Consider the following 21,042-nt stretch of genomic DNA (forward strand, 5'->3'; position numbering starts at 1 on the left):
AGAGCAGGGCTCAGTTCAAATCCTCTTGCAGAACTGGTTGCGGGGAGAGGATTTGGCGCCCTGCATTCGCTTCGCTCATTTCGGGTCGGCCAGTCGCCCTTGAGATGCTCCTGTTCGTCGCATTTCAGAGCAGGGCTCAGTTCAAATCCTCTTGCAGAACTGGTTGCGGGGAGAGGATTTGGCGCCCTGCATTCGCTTCGCTCATTTCGGGTCGGCCAGTCGCCCTTGAGATGCTCCTGTTCGTCGCATTTCATAGCAGGGCTCAGTTCAAATCCTCTTGCAGAACTGGTTGCGGGGAGAGGATTTGAACCTCTGACCTTCAGGTTATGAGCCTGACGAGCTACCGGGCTGCTCCACCCCGCGTCAATATTATACAATAAAATGCCAAATACAACAAACACATTCAATAAAATTCAAGATCAAAAAATACTAATTGGCCGGACCGGCTTTTAATGCAAACCCCTGAAGTTTGTCTTCAAAGACATTCATCCTAAAACCTCTGGCCGGACGGTTTAAAAACGTTTTTTGCCTGAAAGGTTTAAGCGTAAGCTCTATCTTGCCGTCCTCTATCTTTAAGACCCTTGCCTTAATGTTACTTCCTAATCGCAGATGGTCGCTGATATTCTGGACAAAACCATCCGCGATTTGAGATATATGGATAAAACCTTTTTGGCCGTCTTTGAGCCTGACGAAAGCGCCAAAGCTTGTTATCCTGAATATCTCCGCTTCCACAATATCGCCTGCTTTAATCATCTGTTCCATTCGTATCATCCGATTGTTCCTGACTTTCATAAACAAATCTGTACCTTAACTCCCCTTCCCTGCCCATGCCAATCTTATCTCTGGCGGCCTTCTCTATGTAAAATGGGTCACTTTCAAGAAGGTGCGCCCTGCGGTCAAGGTACTGGTTTTCTGTCTTGAGTTCTTCTATGTGAGCGAGCAGGGCCTTGTTTTTCTGCCTAAGCTCCAAAAGCCTTAAACAGCCTGGAGCGAATATTAACATTATCGTAATAATGCCAAGAAGGTAAAGATACTTCTTTGACATAAGGCCTTTCTCTATCTCTTGCGCGGGAACTCGGCATACTTAGCCCTTGACTTCAATGCCTCTTCTATTCTAAGCAATTCATTATATTTTGCCACACGGTCCATCCTGCATAGGGAACCTGTTTTTATCTGCCCCGCGGACACAGCGACAGCAAGGTGAGCGATAGTAGTGTCTTCTGTCTCGCCTGAACGATGAGAAATCACTGCTGTATAGCCCGCCTTTTTAGCCATGTCTATCGCGTCAAGGGTCTGCGACAGCGTACCTATCTGGTTCACCTTGATCAATATTGAATTGGCAATTCCGGAATCAATGCCTTTTTTAAGCCTTTTCGTATTAGTCACAAACAGGTCATCTCCAACCAGCTGGACATCTTTGCCTATCGCCTTGGTGAGCTTAAGCCATCCGTCCCAATCATCCTCCGCCAACCCGTCTTCTATGGAAACGATGGGGTATTTGTCCGTCCATTTCTTATAAAAATCAACCATATCTTCCGAAGAACGTTGTTGTTTTTCTTCCGCCATTAGAGTATATTTACCGTCTTTAAAAAACTCACTGGATGCCGGGTCAAGGGCTATGCATATGTCCTTACCGGCTTTATATCCCGCTTTTTCAATAGCCTGCAGTATTACCTCAACAGCTTCCTGATTTGATTTAAGATTAGGCGCGAATCCCCCCTCATCGCCTACAGATGTTTCAAGGCCTTTGCTTTTTAATATCGCCTTTAAAGCGTGGAATACTTCGGCGCCTGCCCTAATCGCCTCGGAAAAAGACACGGCGCCAACAGGCATTATCATAAATTCCTGCAGGTCAACATTATTGTCCGCGTGCGAACCGCCGTTTAAGATATTCATCATCGGCACAGGAAGCATTACCGCTTTCCTGCCGCCGAGATATTCATACAGCTCCATCCCCTTTGACCGGGAAGCGGCCTTTGCCACGGCCAATGACGCGCCAAGAACGGCATTGGCGCCGAGCCTTGACTTGTTCTCTGTCCCGTCCAAGGATATCAATTTATCGTCAATAGCCCGCTGGTCAAAGGGTTTCATGCCTTTAAGGCCTTTGGCTATAATACCATTAACATTTGAAACCGCGTTCAAAACGCCCTTACCGAGATACTTGGATTTATTATTATCTCTAAGCTCAATGGCCTCATGCTCTCCGGTAGAAGCCCCGCTTGGCACAGCAGCCCTTCCTATAATACCGTCGCTTAATACACAATCAACTTCTACGGTAGGGTTGCCGCGCGAATCCAGTATTTGCCTTGCCTTAACAGCCTTTATCTTGGCGTCCATGTTGGCCCTTTCTAATATATTATATTTTGAGGTTGCGTTTTAAAGATGAATTCAAATTATACGTTATAGCCATACGTAATGTCAAGGAAAATAAAAATATGGTGACGTCGGGAAAAACGGATCATTTGAATGCCGGAAATGGCGGCCCAAACATCATAACCCGAGTTTATGAAAAAAACAAAAACACCGCAAGTCCGAAAAACAATACTGTATAAGCCAATTTCAGGCCCGCGAGATGCCTTTTTACAAGCGACTCAAAAACCCCTGATGAGACTCCAATAACAGCCAGGGCAAATATAATAACCAGCGGCAGGATAAACGCCAGGTTATACCACACAAGGTATCCAAACGCCTTTATGCGCAAGACCGGGTCTTTTATAATAAGGGCTATAACCGGTAAATAGACCTGGCCGGTGCAGACAGATTCAAGAACGGAGATAACAGCGCCGCTGATAAACGCGATGCAAACAGCGCGCCATGGGCGAGAAGGCCCTTGCCCGCTTCTATAAGTCTTGCTTATATTCATCTGTATAAAATTTTTGATGCCGGCGGGAAGCTGGAGCTTCAACCCTTCTGTCCTGGCTGTTTTTTTATAGACAATATAATCATAAAGCGCGAGTAAGCCTAATGCCAGCGTAAAACAAGCTATGCCGTATTTAATTATATTGGAGAATATATAAAATTTATCTATTGACCCTAATACAGCCGCCCCACCCATGCCCAGCAAAAGATACGTTATAAATACGGCCAGCAGAAAACTACTGCCGGCATAAAAAATATCGCGCCGGCTGTATGAATGAAAGCTTAAAAAACCGATAAAAAATACCAGGGCGGTAAAAGCGCACGGATTAATGCCGTCCAGCAGGCCGGCCAATCCAACCAATAAAAGGCTAAAACCTGAAAACCTGCTTTGAGCGGCATTTTTATCCGCTTCAACCCGCTTGGCGGGCTTGTAACTTCCTGCGGCCAGCAATTCATCTATAGCTCTTTCAAGCTCCCGAGTTATCATAATTTCTCCCCACAGCACCTTATTAGGAAGGAACAGCTCGGGAATATCCTTGCCCAAAACACCGTATTCTTTTTCCATGGAATACATCAATAAAAGCTCGTCCTGGTCAGATATATTACGATAATTGATCTTTATTTTACCTTCATATTTTTTTTCAATTTCAGCTAAAAATTGTCTTTTGATCTTCGCGCAGTGAGCACAGCGATAGGAATAAAAAAAATCTATCGGGACAGGCCCTGCCGCGACATTCGCGCCGGATACCTGCTGATGCGCTTTGGCATTGAAAGGGGCGTATCTTTTAAGGCCCGATATATTAGTAATCAAATAAATATTTTCCCATAAGAAAACCGGGCTGGCGGATATGCCTAATGACCTTATCTCGGGCTGGCTGTCTTTTAATATGTTTAAGGCCTCGTCACGCTTGCTGTCAATATCCTCACTTTGTATGCCCGCGCCCTCCAGGGCTTGAGCGGGGCTGTGGTCCTGCCTGATAGAGATATAATCAAAAAATTTATCCGGATAATATTTTTTTATGGCTATCTGCCTTATGTCCTCTCTTATTTCATCGGGCCCGCGCCTGGACGTCATTCCGAATTCATCGGAATTTACTATATATTTTATTTCAACATCAATATCAAGATTTTTTCGCTTTACCAGGTCTAATATCTCAAGCATGGCCTGGCTTGAATCGCGGCAAAGCCCTGCCGCGTAAATGCGCAGCGTGTTTTGTTTTTTCGGCCTTTTAAGAATCATTATATCGCCCATCCTTAGCTGGCCCGCCGGTATGACATAATGGCCTTTTATCATTTCAATCATATTGTTGCGCGCCATATGGAAAAAACTGCCGCTGTAAATTATAGAAGGGTCAAAAATAACATACGGGATAAAACTTATGGACAGTTCATCAATATACTGACGCGCCTGCGGGCTTTCATAGTGGGCAAATGTTTCATTACATCCGGGTATAAGGGACTTTATGCTTGACCTAAGCATATCATTTACATGGGACATATCATCCGAGGATATAAGGGTATAGCCCTGCGGGGGGCAGGCTCTTTCTTCTGTGGTATTGCCGGTATCGCTAAAAGAACATAAAATTAAGACCGCAAAAAAAGATAAACTTAATATTCTCTTTATCGCCATTAGCGCCCCCTTTCCTTGAAAAACAAAAAAGAATAAAATGCCTGTTTAGAATCCATTTATCTGCCGGTAAAGCCCATAACGGCTTTTTGTAAAAGCGTTAAAGACCGCGTAGATACCGATTCAACATATATCCTTACAATGGGCTCGGTGCCTGAAGGCCTGAACAAAACCCATGAACCGTCTTTAAGCGAAAATTTGATTCCGTCCTTTGTGTCGCGCGCGGTAATGCTTATGCCGGCAAAACTGGTGATCTTTTTTGAAGAAAGCCTGCGTAAAAGCATTTGCTTGCCGGACTGCGTCAGGCCTATATCCATCCTGCGGTAGTAAAGCCTGCCGTATTCTTTATATATTGAGGATAGTACGGAAGAAATAGGCCTTTTTTCTACAGCGCGCATTTCCGCGGCCAAAAGACAGGCCAATATACCGTCTTTTTCCGGGACATGGCCCGATATTGAAAGCCCTCCGGATTCTTCGCCTGCTATAATACAGTCATTATCTAATATGCTCTTAACAAAATACTTGAAACCGACGGGAGTCTCTATTACTTTTATGCCATGCCTATTAGCTATGCGGTCTATCATATTAGTAGTTGGTATTGTCCGCGCCACCGTTTTCCTTTTTGTGTTCCTATTAGCAATAAAATGATGCAGCAGCAGGATGATTACTTCATTAGGGCTGATATAAGTGCCGTCCGAATCAACTATCCCGACTCTGTCGGCATCGCCATCGGTAGCAAGCCCTATCTCAAATGATCCCGCCCTTACAAGGCCTATAAGGTCCACTATATTCTCCTCTGCCGGCTCGGGCCGCTTTCCTCCAAAGCCTGGGTTTGGATAATCATGCAAAACACTCGTTTTTATTCCGCAATCGCCAAGAACCTTATCAAGATAACCTCTTGATGTTCCATACATACAATCGCAGGCTATTTTAAAACCTGACCTGCTTATCGCTTTTATATCAACTAATGATTTTATGCGGTCAAGATATCCCTCGCGCGGGTCAAATTCTTCTATCAAACGCTCTTGCGGCCGGCAGGTGATGGGCCTTTTGTTTTTCTGCAAGCGCTTTATATTTTTTTCTATTATAAGGGTAATATCAGGCGTGGCAGGGCCTCCTGTGGAAGGAGAAAATTTTATGCCATTATAACCGGCGGGATTGTGGCTTGCCGTAAAATTAATCCCTCCGCAGCATTTTTTTTCTATTATATGATACGCTATGGCCGGCGTCGGTGTATCCCTGTCACACAATAAGACCTTTATGCCGTTTGCCGAAAATACTGCCGCCGCCTGCCGGGCAAACTCTTTTGATAAAAAACGCGTGTCATAACCGACTACAACGCGTTTTCCCGTTTTATCATAAGCCCCTGATTTTTTAATATAATCAGCAACCGCCTGCACGACAAAGTCAACATTTTCAAAAGTAAAATCCTCGCTTATAATCGCGCGCCATCCTGATGTTCCAAATTTAATGTTTGCCATTATCTTCCCCTGGTTTGTTTAGCCAGGTTTTATGTCCCGCGGCATCAAGTCTTATTTTGGCAAAAAAGCTTTATGGCCTGAGGATAAAGCCTGTGTTCAACCTTGTGAATTTTTTCTGTTAATGTCTCAATAGTATCGCTCTTTTCTATAACAACAGCCTCCTGCAATATTACAGGCCCGGAATCCACGGCTTCTGTAACAAAATGCACCGTAACCCCGCTAATATTTACACCGCTTTCAAAAGCGTCTCTGATAGCGCTCTTTCCTTTAAAAGCAGGTAAAAGGGCCGGGTGCACATTGATGATCCTGCCGGCATACCTTTCAACGAACCGCCCTGATAACAACCGCATATAACCGGCAAGGCATATAAGTTTTATATTTTTTTCGTCCACCTCCGAGGCGATACGTTCCTCCATGGCCTCTCTTGAGGGGAAATCTTTTCTGTTAACAATAAGGCGTGGTATGCCTGAATCCTCGGCCCTTTTTATTGCGTAAGCGCCCGGATTATCGCATACCATCAATTTTACCCTGCATGGTATAAGGCCGTCTCTTGCGGCATCAAGTATAGCCTGTAAATTACTGCCGTTTCCTGAACAAAATACCGCTATATTTATCATCATTTTCCATTTCGGCAAAACGCCTCTGTCTAACCAAAAGACAAGGACCGTATATATTCTTTCTCAAACCTTCTACCGAGAAGCGGCACATGCCGTATGCGCCCAAGCAGGGCTAAGGTTTTGGTGTTGGCATTGGCATTAGCTTTTTCATCCATTGCCCGCAAACGCAATCCGCCCAGAACGGCATTTTGGATATAATTAATCTTACCTGTAGCAGGCCCGGGCAAAAGGCCTATTCCGACAATGCTCTCAATATCAAGCCCTGTTCCGAATGAACCGGTCAAGAAAATTTCTTTTATATCACGGCTTATGGCATTATACCTGCTTAAAAGCACCTTAATGCCTGAAAGAATTGCCGCTTTGGCAAACTGTAATTTTCTGATATCAGCCTGTGTAATGGATATCCTGTTTTTACCCTTGCCATACAGCACAAACTCCTTTTCCCGCATTTTACCTGACTTATCAATAAATCCGCCGCGATAAAGCCTGTAACAGGCCTCTATCAATCCGCTTCCGGCAATGCCTTTTGGCTTTGTATTGCCAACTACGTTTAACAGCGCTTTTCCATTTACGATTTTAACGCCTACTATAGCGCCTTTTATAGCAGGCATGCCGTTTTTAATATGCCGCGCCTCAAAGGCCGGGCCCGCCGCTGTGGAAGAGGCCAGTATTTTGTCGGAATTCCCGAGCAATATCTCGCCGTTTGTGCCCATATCAATGACGGCTATCAAGTCATAGGAATCATAAATTCCGCTGGCACGCGCGGCGCAAAAAGCGTCGGAACCGACAAAGCCTCCGATGTTAGGCAGAAAAGTCACCCGCGCCTTTTTGGCAAATTTAAAACCGATACTTTCCGAAGAGACCGTCATCTCTGCTTTTTCCCGTATTCTATAGGGCGGCGTGATCAATGGTGACGGGTCAATGCCAAGAAGGATATGATAAATACCGCTGTTACAGGCACAAAAAACCTTGTTGAAATCTCTATTCCCGGCGGGAATTTTGCTTAATATACCCCGAAGCAGGGAATTTACGGATTCAGCAGCTTTTTTTTGCAGGATTTTGATATTGTCCGCGCCCTTTAAAGCAAAGCCTATCCGAGATATGACATCCTCTCCAATCTCATGCTGTAAATTTAACGCGGCGCCTCCGGCAAGAGACAATCCCCTGGCCGTATCAAATATTTCAGCCGATATTGTTGTTGTTCCTATATCAAGCAATATAACCAAATCAGTCAATATAACCTTCTATCTTTTGAAGGATAAGCGCTTCCCGAGCCGCCCCTACTATTCTGTCTTGTTCGCTTCCGTTTTTAAATATAATTATTGTGGGTATGCTCATCACGCCATGTTCAACCGCCAACGAATGACAATTGTCTATATTTATTTTATAGATCTTTACTTTACCCTGTAGTTTTTCAGCCGCGGATTCAAGCTCGGGCGCGGTCATCCGGCATGGAGCGCACCACGGGGCCCAAAAATCTACTATAATTACCCCTTTTTGCTGTAAAACATTACTCTTAAAGCCCTCTTCCTCAAGCTCTATAACATGCCCAGCCATATCATGCCTCCTTGCCTATTGCCTTTGTCGGACAGGCGGTTACGCATTTGCCGCAATTAACGCATTTGGAATAATTTATTTCCGCCACATTGTCTTTAATTTCAATCGCGCCGGCGGGGCAGGCGGTTACGCATTTGCCGCAAGCGATACAACCCGCTTTACACACTTTTATGGTATCAGCCCCTTTGTCTTTTGAGCGGCATCGTATATGATAATTTTTATCCCGCGGGACAATAGCGATCAGGCCCCTGGGGCAGGCCTTAACACATTTACCGCAACTAAGGCATTTGCCGCGGTCTATCCTGGGCAGGCCGTCATCTCCCATGCTGATAGCATTAAAAGGGCATGCTCTTAAACAATTCGCCATACCTATACAGCCAAAAGCGCAAGCCTTTGGGCCCTTTAAGATAAGGTCGGCGGCAAGGCAATCCTTGACACCATAATACTGATAATTATCTTTACATTTGTTCCCGCCGCCACAAAGCAGTACCGCGACAGTTTTTTCTTTGTGTATGTCTTTCTGGCCTATTATTTCCGCTATCGTCTTTCTTTCCTGGTCATGGACCGCCGGGCATGTCACGGATTTCGCGTCTCCGCTTGAAAGCGCCTCCGCCAAACCCATACAACCGGCTTGGCCGCAGGCGCCGCAATTTGAGCCGGGAAGTAATGAAAAAATACGTTCAATGCGCGGATCTTTTGAAACAGCGAATAGTTTTTCCACAAAACCAAGCCATAAACCAAAGACCGCGCCAATAGTTCCAAGAATAATAACCGGCGCTAATATACCCATAGTTAAATCAAAATCCTTTTTATTTTATATGCCAAACGGATAAAGATCCTGTGATGACAAAGGTAAAAACTTAAAATCTGAAACCCGAAAAACCTAAAAAGCCCATAGACATCAATGAAGCTACTATAAAAGCTATAGGAACTCCTTGCAGTGCTTTTGGCACGTCAGCCAGATCAAGTTTTTCCCTTATACCTGACATCAGAAGCATAGCGAGCGCAAAACCAATACCGGCACAAAATGCCTGGCACAGGGAAGCGCAAAGCGAAAACCCGTCGGATAATTGCTTTCCGAAAAACATGTTGATGTTTAAGACCGTCACGCCCAATACGGCGCAATTAGTCGTTATGAGGGGTAGGTATATTCCCATAGCCTTATAAAGGGAGGGGCTCTTTTTTGCCAGCGCCATTTCAACGGCCTGGACAAATACGGATATGACAAGAATAAAAGTCAGTGTCCTCAAATACTCAAGATGAAAAGGCAAAAGAAGGTATTTGTAGGCCAGCCAGGTAATCAGGCTGGAAAATGTCATTACAAAAATTACCGCCACTGCCATACCTAAAGCGGGTTTCGTTTGTTTAGAAACGCCTATGAAAGGGCACAGGCCCAAAAAACGGCTCAATATAAAATTATTAATAAATATAGAACTAATAGCTATGGTCATTAATTCACTTGGATTCACGGCGGCGATCTTTCATCATATTTGAAAACCCTATTAAAAATGCCAATGTCATCAAGGCGCCCGGAGGCAATATCATAATGATGGCCGGCTGGAAACCGGGTATAATCTGGAAACCCATCAATGTGCCCGCGCCGATAAGCTCTCTTATGGAAGATATGACCAACAAGGCCAGTATAAAACCGGCTCCCATACCGAGAGCGTCAAATATTGAGGCAATTATGCCGTTTTTAGACGCAAAGGCTTCTGCCCTGCCAAGTATGATACAATTAACTACTATAAGAGGCACGAATATGCCCAACGCTTTATCAAGCGCTGGTAAATATGCCTTGAGCAATAATTCAATGATAGTCACAAACGCGGCTATAATAACAATATAGCATGGTATTCTGATTTGCGAAGGTATATATCTACGCAAAGCTGATATAATAATATTGGAACCTAAAAGAACCATTGTGGCAGCCAGCCCCATGCCCAAACCGTTTTTCACGCTGTTTGAAACTGCCAGCGTCGGACACAAACCAAGCAAAAGCCCGAAAGTAGGGCTTTCTATATAAATACCTTTTTTGAATTCGCCAAAAAGACTTTTCACGATATTATTTTACCTCTTTTAAAAAAACTTCTGCGTATGTCTTTAAACCGTCCAGGATGGCCCTTGAAGTAATTGTTGAACCTGTAATTGTTTCTATCCCCTTAAGCGCCAGAGAACGGGCATCCCTGCCTTTAAACTGCTCCAAAAACCACGGGCCTGTCTGGCCGCTTTTGACTTCAACGCATCTGGCGCCAAGGCCCGGCGTCTCTGACTGTGAAATAATTTCAACGCCTAATATCCTGCCTGTTTTATCAATGCCCAAAAGCATATTAATATCGCCTGAATATCCCGGGCTTACAACATATATCGCGTAACCTGAAAGCGCGCCCTTTTTAAAGCATTTATAATACTCTCCCTTGCTAAAAGTAGATTTCTCATAGGTATCGGCCCCGGGGACAACCGCCTTAAGGGCTTCTTTTTGCTCTCTATCAACTTGTGCCGCGATAATAGGCTTTGTGATATTATATGTCAGCCCAAGAATAAGGGCGACCGTAATACACACAACAGATAATATGGTTGATAATTTAACCAATCTCTTTTCCTCCGAAACGGGACGGGCGGGTATGCCTTTCAATGAGAGGCACTGCCGCATTCATTATCAATATTGAATAACATACCCCTTCGGGATATCCTCCCCATTTCCTTATAGCAAACGTTAGCAATCCGCACAATACGCCAAATATCCATTTTCCTTTGTTTGTTATAGGAGATGTCACGTAATCTGTTGCCATATAAAAAGCGCCCAATATTAATCCGCCGGACAGAACAAAAAACAACCAGTCTCCCCGGAACAGGCCATCACCCATAAAGACCCAGCTTAAAAGCGCCACTGTGGCTATAAAAGAAAACGGTATACGAAATTCAATATATTTTTTATACAATAAAAATGCCGCGCCCAATAAAAGCGCTGCCACGCATACTTCGCCTATACAGCCTGACTTATTACCTGTAAACAGGTCTATATACGCGGGAGACGGAAAGCCAAAATCATGTTTTAGATTGGTAAGCGGAGTAGCTGTTGTAAGCGCGTCCGTCTGCCATATAGGATTTTTAAAAATCGTCATATGCACCGGCCATGATGCCATAAGAAAAGCTCTCCCTGCCAGGGCAGGGTTAAATATGTTCCTGCCCAGGCCGCCAAAAGCCTGTTTCGCGACCGCTATAGAAAATACGCCTCCGACGCAGATAAGCCATACGGGCACGCATGGAGAAACATTATAGGCCAAAAGCAGGCCTGTCAGAACAGCGCTTCCGTCTTGTATAGTAACGGGTTTTTTCCGGCAACGGAGTATAACCGCTTCGGTTATAAGGCATGAAATAATTGAAGCGCAGATAAGATATAATGCTTTGGCCCCAAAAGCCCTGATGCCCCAAAATCCGGCTGGCAATAAAGCGGCGCATACCGCCCACATGGCCCCTTTAACAGTTCTGCCGCAATGTATATGCGGCGAAGATGTAACGTTTGTCAACTCATACATGTTATAACCTTTTTGGCATATCTAATAAGCTGGACAAGCGGTATGTGGGATGGGCAGACATAACTGCAACATCCGCATTCTATACAGTCTATCGCGTTTAATTCCCGCGCCGCTTCAAACCTGCCAAGCTCTGATGCCCTCGCTATATCCGTGGGTATAAGTTTGGCAGGACAGCTTTCCTGGCACCTGCCGCACCTGATGCAATATTGCGGATTTTCCGTTCGTATATGCTGCCCTCCGCCTAATAATAATATCCCGGAGGTGCCTTTTACCACAGGTATATTAGCCGAGTATTGGGCCAGGCCCATCATCGGGCCCCCTACAATCAGCTTGGCTAATTTACCCTTAATACCGCCGCATGCTTCAATGATAGATAAAACAGGAGTCCCTATTCTTACCAGGCAATTTGCCGGTTCATTTATGGCATCTCCTGTTATAGTAATAACCCTTTCAAGCAAAGGCTTGTTTTCGCACACAGCTTCATACGCGGCGTATGCCGTTGCCACATTGTCAACTAAGCATCCGACGTCAAAAGGAAGTTTCGCGGCGGGAACCGACCTGCCTGTCAGGGTTTTAATTAATTGTTTTTCTCCGCCCTGGGGGTATTTAACAGGAACGCATGCCACGCTTATATCATATCGCGCACCATCTGGAAAACTAAAATTGTCTACAGCTTTTTTCATAGCCTCTATGGCTTTGGGTTTATTTCCTTCTATAGCAATGATACCCCTTAAAACCCCCACCGAGCGCATTAATAACAACATACCGGCAAAAATCTGGCAGGAAAATTCGCGCATTAAGCGGTCATCGCAGGTCAAATACGGTTCGCATTCAGCCCCATTCAATATAAAAGTGCTTATTTTTTTATCTTTGGGCGGCGACAACTTAACATGTGTAGGAAATGCCGCCCCGCCAAGGCCCACAATACCCGCGGACATAATGCGCTCTTTTATGGCTTCGGCCGAAAGTCCGAACACGGCATCATTTCCGGGGCCGGGGCCAAACGCCTTTTCATCTTTCTGGTCTGAATTAATCACTATCGCATCCCCAAAACCTAATACGGGATGGTTGAATTTCTTTATGGCTTTAACAAGGCCTGAAACAGAGGCATGTATAGGAGCTGTTACAAATTTTTCGCTTTGCGCGATCACGTCGCCTGTTTTTACGCGATCACCGACTTTTACAATAGGCTTGCATGGCGCTCCTATATGCTGGGCCAAAGGCAATATAACCTCTGACGGCAAGGCAAGGGTTTTAATAGGCAGATCTTTTGATAAATCTTTGCGGCAAGCGGGATGAATACCGCCGGTAAAAGTTTTCCTAAGCAATTTTGGTTCTCCTGATCCCTATCAATCCAACCAAGATAAACGCTATTCCTATTATCAGCAAAATATTAAAAGTGCCTGCTATTTCAGCCAGTATAGCAGATATAAACATAAATATCAAGTATGCAAGATGTATAACAGCCTCAAGGGATGAGAATACCTTGCCGTGGGCATCTTCTGGAACTAATTCGTGGACCATTGTATTAGACGATATTATGATAGGCGATATGGCGGCCCCGAAAAAAAACGTTATCACAGCGGCAAGAGCAAAATTGGAAAACATACGGACAAGAACAAGAAACTGTAATAAAAATACCCCTCCAAGCAAAAGGCTTAGCAAAACAACTCTTATCTTGGATAACTTGTCCCCGAATTTACCATAGACAATAGCGCCGGCAAAAAGCCCTATGCCAAAAAACATTATCAATAAGCCCAGATCTCTTGTAAGACTGGCCAAATAATCCTGTATAAATACTATCAAAACAACCTGACTGGCCCCCACGCCGCTGGCTAATATAAAAAGCAGAACTGTGACAAAATGCATTTTCGGCTGGTCTATTATATGTTTGATGCCGCATTTAATATCACACAAAACCGATTTCGCGGGCAGCCGGACCATATCCTTACCGGGCAAGCCGGCAGTCTTCTTGGAAACTGCCGCCTTGCCCGGAGATGATACGCACGATAAAAGCAGGGCTGATAGAAAAAATGTGGTGGAGTCAATGATGAAACCCCCTTTAAGCCCTATGAAAGGCAATGATATCATGATACCGCCAAGGCCAAAACCCAAAGCAGAGGCTATCATGCCTGTTATGTGAATAAGTGAATTACCTTTAAGTAGCTTGTCCTCGGTAAGAAGTTCGGGAACAATGGCCATTTTGGCGGGTATAAAAAAGCGGGTAACCGTAAATATTAAAAAAACAACAATATACACCGGAAAAATGGGTTTTGTAGCCGGCATAAAAATCCAATAAAGAGCTATTGACAAGACGAGAAGGCCTCTGACGCAATCCGATATTATCATCGTCCATTTTCTGGACCACCTGTCTGAATAGACTCCGGCGATCGGACCTACAATAAAAACAGGTATGATGATAAAAGTAAACAATTTGGCTATCTCATAAGCAGACCCCGGAGCCTTGTCGGTTACAAGGCCTACGAGAGCCATCATCGTCAACTTATCGCCAAATTGAGATATAACCTGCCCAAGCCATAAAAATAAAAAATCCGGCTCTCTCAATACATCTCTTAATCTTGCCATATAAATCCGATTTTGGCTGCGGCACGACACGCAATGCGCGCGGCTTTTGCCGGCCTGCCGCGATTAGATGAATTCGGAAAAAGCATAAATTAAGTATGGAGCCCATGGAGGGAATCGAACCCACGGCCTGAGCTTTACGAAAGCTCTGCTCTGCCAGCTGAGCTACATGGGCAAGTTACGCGCTTGTATCTTTAATATATAATACGATAGTGAAAAAATCAAATAAAATAATCGGTTAAACCCTGCAAAAATACACCAACAGGCCCGCTTGCATTAAAAATTTAGTTTTTAAAAAAATGGTGCCGAGGACCAGAATCGAACTGGTGACGCCGGCCTTTTCAGGGCCGCGCTCTACCATCTGAGCTACCTCGGCACTTTAAAAAATATGATTTAATACCTTATCATAAACCCGCGCTTAATGCAAGCAAATATAAAAGCCTTAAAAAACGATGCCGCACGGCGCCTGTGTTCTTGGCTTTAATAACCTTAAAAAAACCAGGCCTGCGCTAATTTCTCCGGCCTGGTTTTAAAAAATCTCGCGGCATGCAACAAAATACCCTGCCGTGAAGTTTGGCAAACACGCCAAGGCCCGCCTCCGCTGCCTGTTATTTACTTAGACGAAACTCTGTTAAATATTTTTAGGATATTAAAACGCTGTATATACCAGAATATAACCGGCACAAATATAAACGTGAACAAAATAGACGCCGCCATACCGCCTATCATCACAACGCTCATTGACCGTTTAGCGCCTGATATTACCCACAACTGCGGTAATATGCCAAGAATTATAGCAATTGACGTCATCCATATCGCCCTGAATTTTACCGATGCCCCCTGCCACAGAGCCTCTTTAACCGGCAGGCCTTCTTTTATCTTAAGAATTGCATAATCAAGCAATAAAATAGCGTTATTAACAACAAGGCCTACAAGCATTACCATAGTTAGCATTGATGCCATATTGATTGAAGCGTGGAGAAAAAACATGGCATAAAATACGCCCACAAAAGAAAGCGGCACCATTAATAAGATGGGTATAGGATAATTCAGGGAATTCATTATCGCGCACAAAAGCATAAAGGTCAATATTACGGCAAGAATAAATGCCTTTGACATTTCACTGCTGGATTCTTCCTGATATTCTGAATCGCCTACATAATTATAACCATGCTCTTTTGGAAAATCTATTTTTTTAAATTCTCCGTCTAAAATACGCTTCATTGATCCAAGAGAGCCCTTGGACAAATAACCTTCCAGCCTTATAACACGATTTTTGTCGCGGTGCCAGATTGAAGGCGTGGCCTTAGCCTTGGCAAGAACGCCTAATTCGGTTATAGGGATAAGCCCTTTTGGAGAAATAACCGAGATCTCCCGTATATCGTCAAAATTCTCGGAATACCTGTCATCAAGTTCAACATTGATATCGTACTCCTCGCCGCCTTCCTTATAAACATTGGTATCGTCTCCGTAAATAGACGCTCGTATGCTGGAACCTATATAACTGGCGGTAAGGCCGTATTCTATAAGCTTGTTCTGATCCGGTATAAACCGCACTTCTGTTTTCGGCACCTTATATGATGAGCCTACTGAACGAAAATATCCTGTCGCCTCCATAATAGACTTAAGCTGATGTGAGAGTTCTATCATCTTGCCGTAATCAGTGCCGTAAACATCTATGGACACGTCTCCTTCCTGAAGCCCGGCGCCCATACCTCCGGAACGGATAAGATGAGCTTCCGTATCGGGTATTGACGACAGGAAAGGTATAAGCGCGTTGATGATTTCAAGATCACTTCTTTTCCTTTCATTAGAGGGCACGAGATCTAAAGTAATAGTCGCGTTTTCCGCGCCGTTATCGCCTATATTGACCATATATGATAACTTTTCCGGCAATGTATCAATATGCGATTCTATCTGTTTGACTACCGCTAATGTCCTTTCTATGGTTGAGCCCTGCGGCAAATTTATCTGGATGCTTATCTTGTCCTGATCGGATGCCGTCATAAATTCGTTCTCAAGATAGGGCATGATAAATGTCAGCGAAAAAAACGCCAAAATAGCGGCGGCAACCACAAATATAGGATAACGAAACATAGTCTCAAAGATATATTTATATTCCTTTTTCAAGAACTCCATAAAACGGGTTGTCAGTTGGACAGGCAGGCGCAACAAGCGGCCCGGCGCGCCTTCCCTGCCGCCGGCGGAGGGCGCGCTCTTTTTCAGTAAAAGAGCGCACAGCATCGGGGTAAGCGAAAAAGAAGCAATCAATGAAAATAGTGTCGCGTACACCACTGTCAGCCCGAAGGGTTTCATAAACTGCCCGGGGATACCTCCCATCATGGCGATAGGAGTAAAGACTACCAAATTCGTGCCGGCCGACGCCATGACAGCCCCCGTGACCTCTTTTGTTCCGTCTATGGCCGCGCGAACGGCTGATTCCTTGTGCTCAAGGTGCTCAAGAACGTTTTCTATAATAACAATGGCGTTGGCTATGAGCGTACCCATGCTTGTCGCGATAGCGAGTAGTGTCGCCATATTAATAGTGAACTTGGAGGCATCCATCAAGGCAAAGGTTGATATGAGGGAAGAGGGAATAACAATAACGGCTATAAACGTAAGATTAAGCCTGCCGGTAAACAAATAAAGAATAAAAACGGTTAGCAATATACCGATAAGGATATTTTGCTGGGTGTCTTTGGTTTCATCAATAACAAATTTCGTGGTATCGGTTGCTATGTCAAGGTCCATGCCTTCCGGCAGGGTGTTGCGAAATTCGTTAAGCCTTTTTCTTACCTGTGTAGCAACGACTATCGCGTTGCCATCGGAGACCTTTTTCAACGAAAGGCCGACAACGTCTCTGCCGTTATAACGAGCGATGGATTCTATCCTCATAAAACCGTCTTCAACAACAGCGATGTCTTTGAGGAAAAAAGTGTTTCCGTCCGCGGAGGTCAATGCCATGTTCGCGATCTCATCCGCGTCTTGAAACTCGCCGATAAAACGCACGCTTAACGCGCGGTCTCCTTTTTCAAGATTACCCGCCGGAATATCCATATTCTTCATGCGCAGGGCGGTTATAACCTCCTGAATGGTAATAAAGCGCTCTTTCATCAGCATAGGATCCAATCTTATATTGATCTGGCGTTCCTTGCCTCCGTATACATCCACCTTGGCGACATCCTTCACCGAAGAAAGCTTATCTCTTAGCGTCTTATCAGCATATTCATAAAGGGTTTTGCCGTCAAGGGTATCGCTTGAAAGAACAATGTCCATAACGGGCGTCATGAGGGGGTCGTATTTTTCTATTATGGGTTTTTCTATATCTTCGGGCAGGTCGTTCAATATAGCTTCTACCTTGTCCTTGACCTCAATAGATTTTACATTTACATCGGCTGACAGCAAAAACTCAACATACACATAGCCGAATCCTTCGTATGACTGGCTTCTGATCTTTTTGATCTCCGATATTTCCGAAACAGCATCCTCAACCTTATTAACCACAAGCGTTTCCACGTCAAGGGGGGTTGCCCCGGGAAAAACAGTAGACACGGTTACTATCGGAAAATCTATTTTTGGCGTGCTTTCAACAAGTAAATTGCCGTAGCTGACAAAACCCAGCACGACAAACACGCAAATAAACATTGCTGTCGTTACAGGATGTTTCACAAAAAAATCAATCATTATCTTGCCCCTGAACTGCCTATTTTGTTTACTATACTAACCAGCTCATTGTCCTGAAGCTGGGTAAACCCGTTATAGATATACACATCATCCCGCTCAAGCCCCTTACTGATAACGGCGCCATAGCCATTGTGCTGGCCTATTTCCACGGCCTGCTTGACAGCTCGGGATTCTTTGACTTTCCATATATACGTGGTTCCGTTTTCTCTGTCTATGACATCGTCTGAAACGCAAAGCACCCCGGTAAGAGTTGCCGTATTGACATAAACAACCTGCCATTTGCCCTGGGCAATTGCCGGGCTATTTAAAACAGCCTGGACACGATACATGCCCGTATCAAGAATCATATCTTCGCTTATGCCGCTTATATAACCTATATCCTGTTTGTCCGACGATTCATCATAAATACGCTGGCCTGCCATAAGTTTGTCATGAATATCTTTCGGCACATAACCTTCCAAGGCATTGCCTTCCGCGGGCCGCAGTGTCAATTTGGTAAACACAAAAACATCTTCTAAAACAGCGGGCTTGGCAAAAACAGGTTTTCCGTGCTTTTGATATTGGGCATAAACACTCATTATCTCATAGGCCCGGTTACAACGGACCTGCCCCTGCCGTATAATTACCATAACAATGAATACGACAAGGATAATAAAATATAAAAAAATACGTTTCTTATTCATCTTTTTCAGGCCCTGCGACCGTCAGTTTACTAATTTTTGCCAAAGTCTCGTTAATATTAAATAAAGCCACTTCTCTGTTTAACATTTCCTGTGTCAAAAGCAGCTCGGCTGAATTTAAATCGGTAATAGAAATGTGCCCCGACTGGAACATGCTCTGGCTTAATTTAAATGACTCTGAGGCCAGGCGCACCGCCTCTTCATAGCTTTGCAGTGTGCTGACATATTCATTATATACCACGACAGATGAATCCAGTTCAAGCAGTAAATCCTTGGTCAGTTTTTTCAGATTTAATTCAGCTATGCTTTTGTCCAGCTTGGCTTGCTGGACAGCCTCCAGGCGCCTGCCGCCTTCAAATATGGGCACAGCGACCTTTAATCCTATTACACCGTAATCATACAAATTTTCACTGCGTATATCTGACTTATTACTGGAGCCTTTGTTGTTCCATGTTGAAAAAGCGGAAAGCTCTGGAAAATATTCAGCCTGTTTCTGCCATATCATGTCCTGCGCAGCTCCAACCCCGTTTTCAAGGGCCTTCAAAGCCGGCTGTCTGCTTAACAATTCATCGGTAAGCGCCTTTCTATCAAGAAGCGTATATTCGTCATCAAAACCGTCTGTTATATTAATCTGGGTTTGACTGCCAACGCCGATAACCCTTTTAAGCGTCTCCAGAGCTGAATTTAAAGCAGCACGCGCATTGCTTAACATAGGTATCCGGGATGCCATATCCGCCGCCATCTTAATATTATCATATTTTGACGCGCGCCCGCTTGATGACCTGTCTTCAAGTATGGCCTTATTCTCCTGGACATGCCTGTAAGACTCCTGGACTATATCAAGCGTGCGTTTTGCCAGACACGCGTTATAATAAGATACTTTGGCCATATAAATAATATCCTGATTTGTTGTTTCCCTGTTCCAACGGCTTGCCTCAAATTGTTTCTTTGCCGCGGATATTGACGAAGCTATACGGCCAAACGTAAAGAGTTTTTGGTCAATGCTCGCCCCGATATTAAAATCGTATTCCTTGGCCGCCGCTGTTGCGGGAATATTGGGATACTCGTAATTCCGAGACCAAACAGCAGAACCGGAAGCATAAGGTAAAAGCTGGCTTTTAGCAACTCTCACTCCGGAGCTGCTGCGGGCCATTTCATCTTCCTGTATCCTTATATCCTCGCTTGTCTTGATTGCCATTGAAATAGCGTTATCAAGGCTTACCTGCAAAACGTCCTCTCCGGCAAAAGCCTGCCCCGCCTGGAACAGGAAGCATAATGTTATGACAGCAAAAATACCCAAGGTAGCGTACTTTATTTTATTTTTTACCCGCATCGGTCTTTACCGCCTTCCATAATAAGGCCAACTGCTTTCTGTATAGTTTATCCAACCCGCCAAACTCTTCCTCCTGAATGATAAGCGGCACCCCCACAAATATGGCCATAAGGTTAATAAGTATGTCCGCGGCCCTATATTTTTCTGATACGATGCCGTCCTTTTGAGCTTTTATAACCAATGACATAAACAGCGCGTCTAATGTAACAACCTTGGCGTTCTCTATGTTTTTACATTCCGGAAACGCGAAATATTTTTCAGCCTGGCTAAGAAGAACCGCCTTTTTGAACCGGGCCCTTTCGGCTGTGTGAAGCGAAACAATTTCATAAAACAAAAAGGGGCGTTTTATCTCTCTAGCTATCAGGTCAAAACCGTATTCTATAGCTTCTACCGCCTCCAGACTGCCCTCTTTCTGTTGTATCTGCCACGCTATTTTAAGCAGTATAAGCCTTTCAATATACCTGGTCAAATCAATCTTGTTCGGAAAGTAATTATAAAATGTTCCCTCTGATATTTCAACAGCGCCGCATATATCTCTTATGGCAATGTCCTGAAACCGCGTGGATTTTAAGCGGTTGAGAAATGTCCTCGCCAAGGCTATCTTTGTCTTGGCGTATTTTGTCTGCCTTAAAGAGTATTCACCCTTAGCCACTGTTTTCCTTTTTGTTCGGAAAAATATAGCACACTATAATTTTATTGTCAACTATATTTTTTGCATTTGAATTCCATTTTACGAATGACTTGAATTTAGGACAGTAGAGTGTCTGATTCGCAAAACGTCTAAGTATTTAATACTTGATAAAAGATGCCGCGGCTGAAGCCAAGCGGTCAAAAGGACGCTTGACCAAGTCCTGAAGCCTTGGGGTAGGTATTGAAGAATGGCGGGTAGTCGTGGACGATAGTCAAACCCCACAACTACCTGAAATTCAATTACTTATAAAAATCTACCACAAACGAAGCATGGGTTCCCTTATATCATTAGACAAACCCATAGACATTTCGTTACCATATAGCAAAGGAATTTTATCTCAACACAGGCTTTATAAAACCACTTTCTAGTGGCTTAAAACACGAACAAGTATCTT

General features: G+C 44.3%; 19 protein-coding genes and 3 tRNA genes. All 22 read right to left on the reverse strand.

All coding sequences use genetic code 11. From position 1 onward, the window contains the following. Nucleotides 1–286 precede the first annotated feature (286 nt). A tRNA-Met gene (locus PHV77_06965) sits at nt 287–363 on the reverse strand. A 66-nt stretch (nt 364–429) separates the two neighbouring features. Then, nucleotides 430–762 (reverse strand): S1 RNA-binding domain-containing protein, encoded by a 333-nt coding sequence (locus PHV77_06970; protein MDD5505025.1) that lies wholly within the window; start codon nt 760–762, stop codon nt 430–432. Further along, the gene (locus tag PHV77_06975) at nt 746–1,045 is read right to left on the reverse strand and encodes a septum formation initiator family protein (GenBank protein MDD5505026.1); all 300 of its coding nucleotides are present in this window, start codon (nt 1,043–1,045) and stop codon (nt 746–748) included. The genes PHV77_06970 and PHV77_06975 overlap by 17 nt, the downstream gene beginning before the upstream one ends. An 11-nt stretch (nt 1,046–1,056) precedes the next feature. Continuing rightward, the gene (gene eno, locus PHV77_06980) at nt 1,057–2,337 is read right to left on the reverse strand and encodes a phosphopyruvate hydratase (GenBank protein MDD5505027.1); all 1,281 of its coding nucleotides are present in this window, start codon (nt 2,335–2,337) and stop codon (nt 1,057–1,059) included. A 166-nt stretch (nt 2,338–2,503) separates the two neighbouring features. Continuing rightward, nucleotides 2,504–4,489: a thioredoxin domain-containing protein gene (locus PHV77_06985; protein ID MDD5505028.1), complete on the reverse strand. Its 1,986-nt coding sequence runs from the start codon at nt 4,487–4,489 to the stop codon at nt 2,504–2,506. A 56-nt stretch (nt 4,490–4,545) separates the two neighbouring features. Further along, a complete protein-coding gene (locus tag PHV77_06990) occupies nt 4,546–5,967 on the reverse strand; it encodes a phosphoglucomutase/phosphomannomutase family protein (protein MDD5505029.1) in 1,422 nt (473 codons plus the stop codon). A gap of 44 nt (nt 5,968–6,011) precedes the next feature. Next, nucleotides 6,012–6,602: a phosphoribosylglycinamide formyltransferase gene (gene purN / locus PHV77_06995; GenBank protein ID MDD5505030.1), complete on the reverse strand. Its 591-nt coding sequence runs from the start codon at nt 6,600–6,602 to the stop codon at nt 6,012–6,014. 11 nt (nt 6,603–6,613) lie between these two features. Beyond that, nucleotides 6,614–7,819, reverse strand: coding sequence for an ASKHA domain-containing protein (locus tag PHV77_07000; protein MDD5505031.1), 1,206 nt, complete (start codon nt 7,817–7,819; stop codon nt 6,614–6,616). Then, entirely contained in the window at nt 7,812–8,141 is a 330-nt protein-coding gene (trxA, locus tag PHV77_07005) for a thioredoxin (protein MDD5505032.1), read from the reverse strand. Before trxA ends, PHV77_07000 begins: the two co-directional genes overlap by 8 nt. Before the next feature lies 1 nt (nt 8,142). Continuing rightward, nucleotides 8,143–8,931 (reverse strand): RnfABCDGE type electron transport complex subunit B, encoded by a 789-nt coding sequence (locus tag PHV77_07010; GenBank protein ID MDD5505033.1) that lies wholly within the window; start codon nt 8,929–8,931, stop codon nt 8,143–8,145. A 70-nt stretch (nt 8,932–9,001) separates the two neighbouring features. After that, nucleotides 9,002–9,592: an RnfABCDGE type electron transport complex subunit A gene (locus PHV77_07015; protein ID MDD5505034.1), complete on the reverse strand. Its 591-nt coding sequence runs from the start codon at nt 9,590–9,592 to the stop codon at nt 9,002–9,004. 4 nt (nt 9,593–9,596) lie between these two features. Next, nucleotides 9,597–10,199: an electron transport complex subunit E gene (locus PHV77_07020; GenBank protein ID MDD5505035.1), complete on the reverse strand. Its 603-nt coding sequence runs from the start codon at nt 10,197–10,199 to the stop codon at nt 9,597–9,599. A 4-nt stretch (nt 10,200–10,203) separates the two neighbouring features. Then, nucleotides 10,204–10,731: an RnfABCDGE type electron transport complex subunit G gene (locus PHV77_07025; protein ID MDD5505036.1), complete on the reverse strand. Its 528-nt coding sequence runs from the start codon at nt 10,729–10,731 to the stop codon at nt 10,204–10,206. Continuing rightward, nucleotides 10,724–11,677 (reverse strand): RnfABCDGE type electron transport complex subunit D, encoded by a 954-nt coding sequence (locus PHV77_07030; GenBank protein ID MDD5505037.1) that lies wholly within the window; start codon nt 11,675–11,677, stop codon nt 10,724–10,726. Before PHV77_07030 ends, PHV77_07025 begins: the two co-directional genes overlap by 8 nt. Then, nucleotides 11,665–13,005, reverse strand: a complete 1,341-nt coding sequence (gene rsxC, locus PHV77_07035) for an electron transport complex subunit RsxC (GenBank protein ID MDD5505038.1) — start codon at nt 13,003–13,005, stop codon at nt 11,665–11,667. The genes PHV77_07030 and rsxC overlap by 13 nt, the downstream gene beginning before the upstream one ends. Beyond that, entirely contained in the window at nt 12,998–14,263 is a 1,266-nt protein-coding gene (locus PHV77_07040; GenBank protein MDD5505039.1) for an MFS transporter, read from the reverse strand. Before PHV77_07040 ends, rsxC begins: the two co-directional genes overlap by 8 nt. A gap of 96 nt (nt 14,264–14,359) precedes the next feature. Then, a tRNA-Thr gene (locus PHV77_07045) sits at nt 14,360–14,435 on the reverse strand. A gap of 125 nt (nt 14,436–14,560) precedes the next feature. Then, nucleotides 14,561–14,636: transfer RNA gene (locus PHV77_07050), tRNA-Phe, on the reverse strand. A 236-nt stretch (nt 14,637–14,872) separates the two neighbouring features. After that, complete coding sequence (locus tag PHV77_07055; protein ID MDD5505040.1) at nt 14,873–17,944, reverse strand: efflux RND transporter permease subunit; 3,072 nt, start codon at nt 17,942–17,944, stop codon at nt 14,873–14,875. Continuing rightward, entirely contained in the window at nt 17,944–18,627 is a 684-nt protein-coding gene (locus PHV77_07060; protein MDD5505041.1) for a hypothetical protein, read from the reverse strand. The genes PHV77_07055 and PHV77_07060 overlap by 1 nt, the downstream gene beginning before the upstream one ends. Next, nucleotides 18,620–19,957, reverse strand: a complete 1,338-nt coding sequence (locus PHV77_07065) for a TolC family protein (protein MDD5505042.1) — start codon at nt 19,955–19,957, stop codon at nt 18,620–18,622. Before PHV77_07065 ends, PHV77_07060 begins: the two co-directional genes overlap by 8 nt. Then, complete coding sequence (locus tag PHV77_07070; protein MDD5505043.1) at nt 19,941–20,609, reverse strand: TetR/AcrR family transcriptional regulator; 669 nt, start codon at nt 20,607–20,609, stop codon at nt 19,941–19,943. Before PHV77_07070 ends, PHV77_07065 begins: the two co-directional genes overlap by 17 nt. Nucleotides 20,610–21,042: the final 433 nt, after the last annotated feature.

It is taken from the genome of Candidatus Omnitrophota bacterium (assembly GCA_028716165.1).
GTDB lineage: Bacteria > Omnitrophota > Gorgyraeia > JABMRG01 > JABMRG01 > JAQUQI01.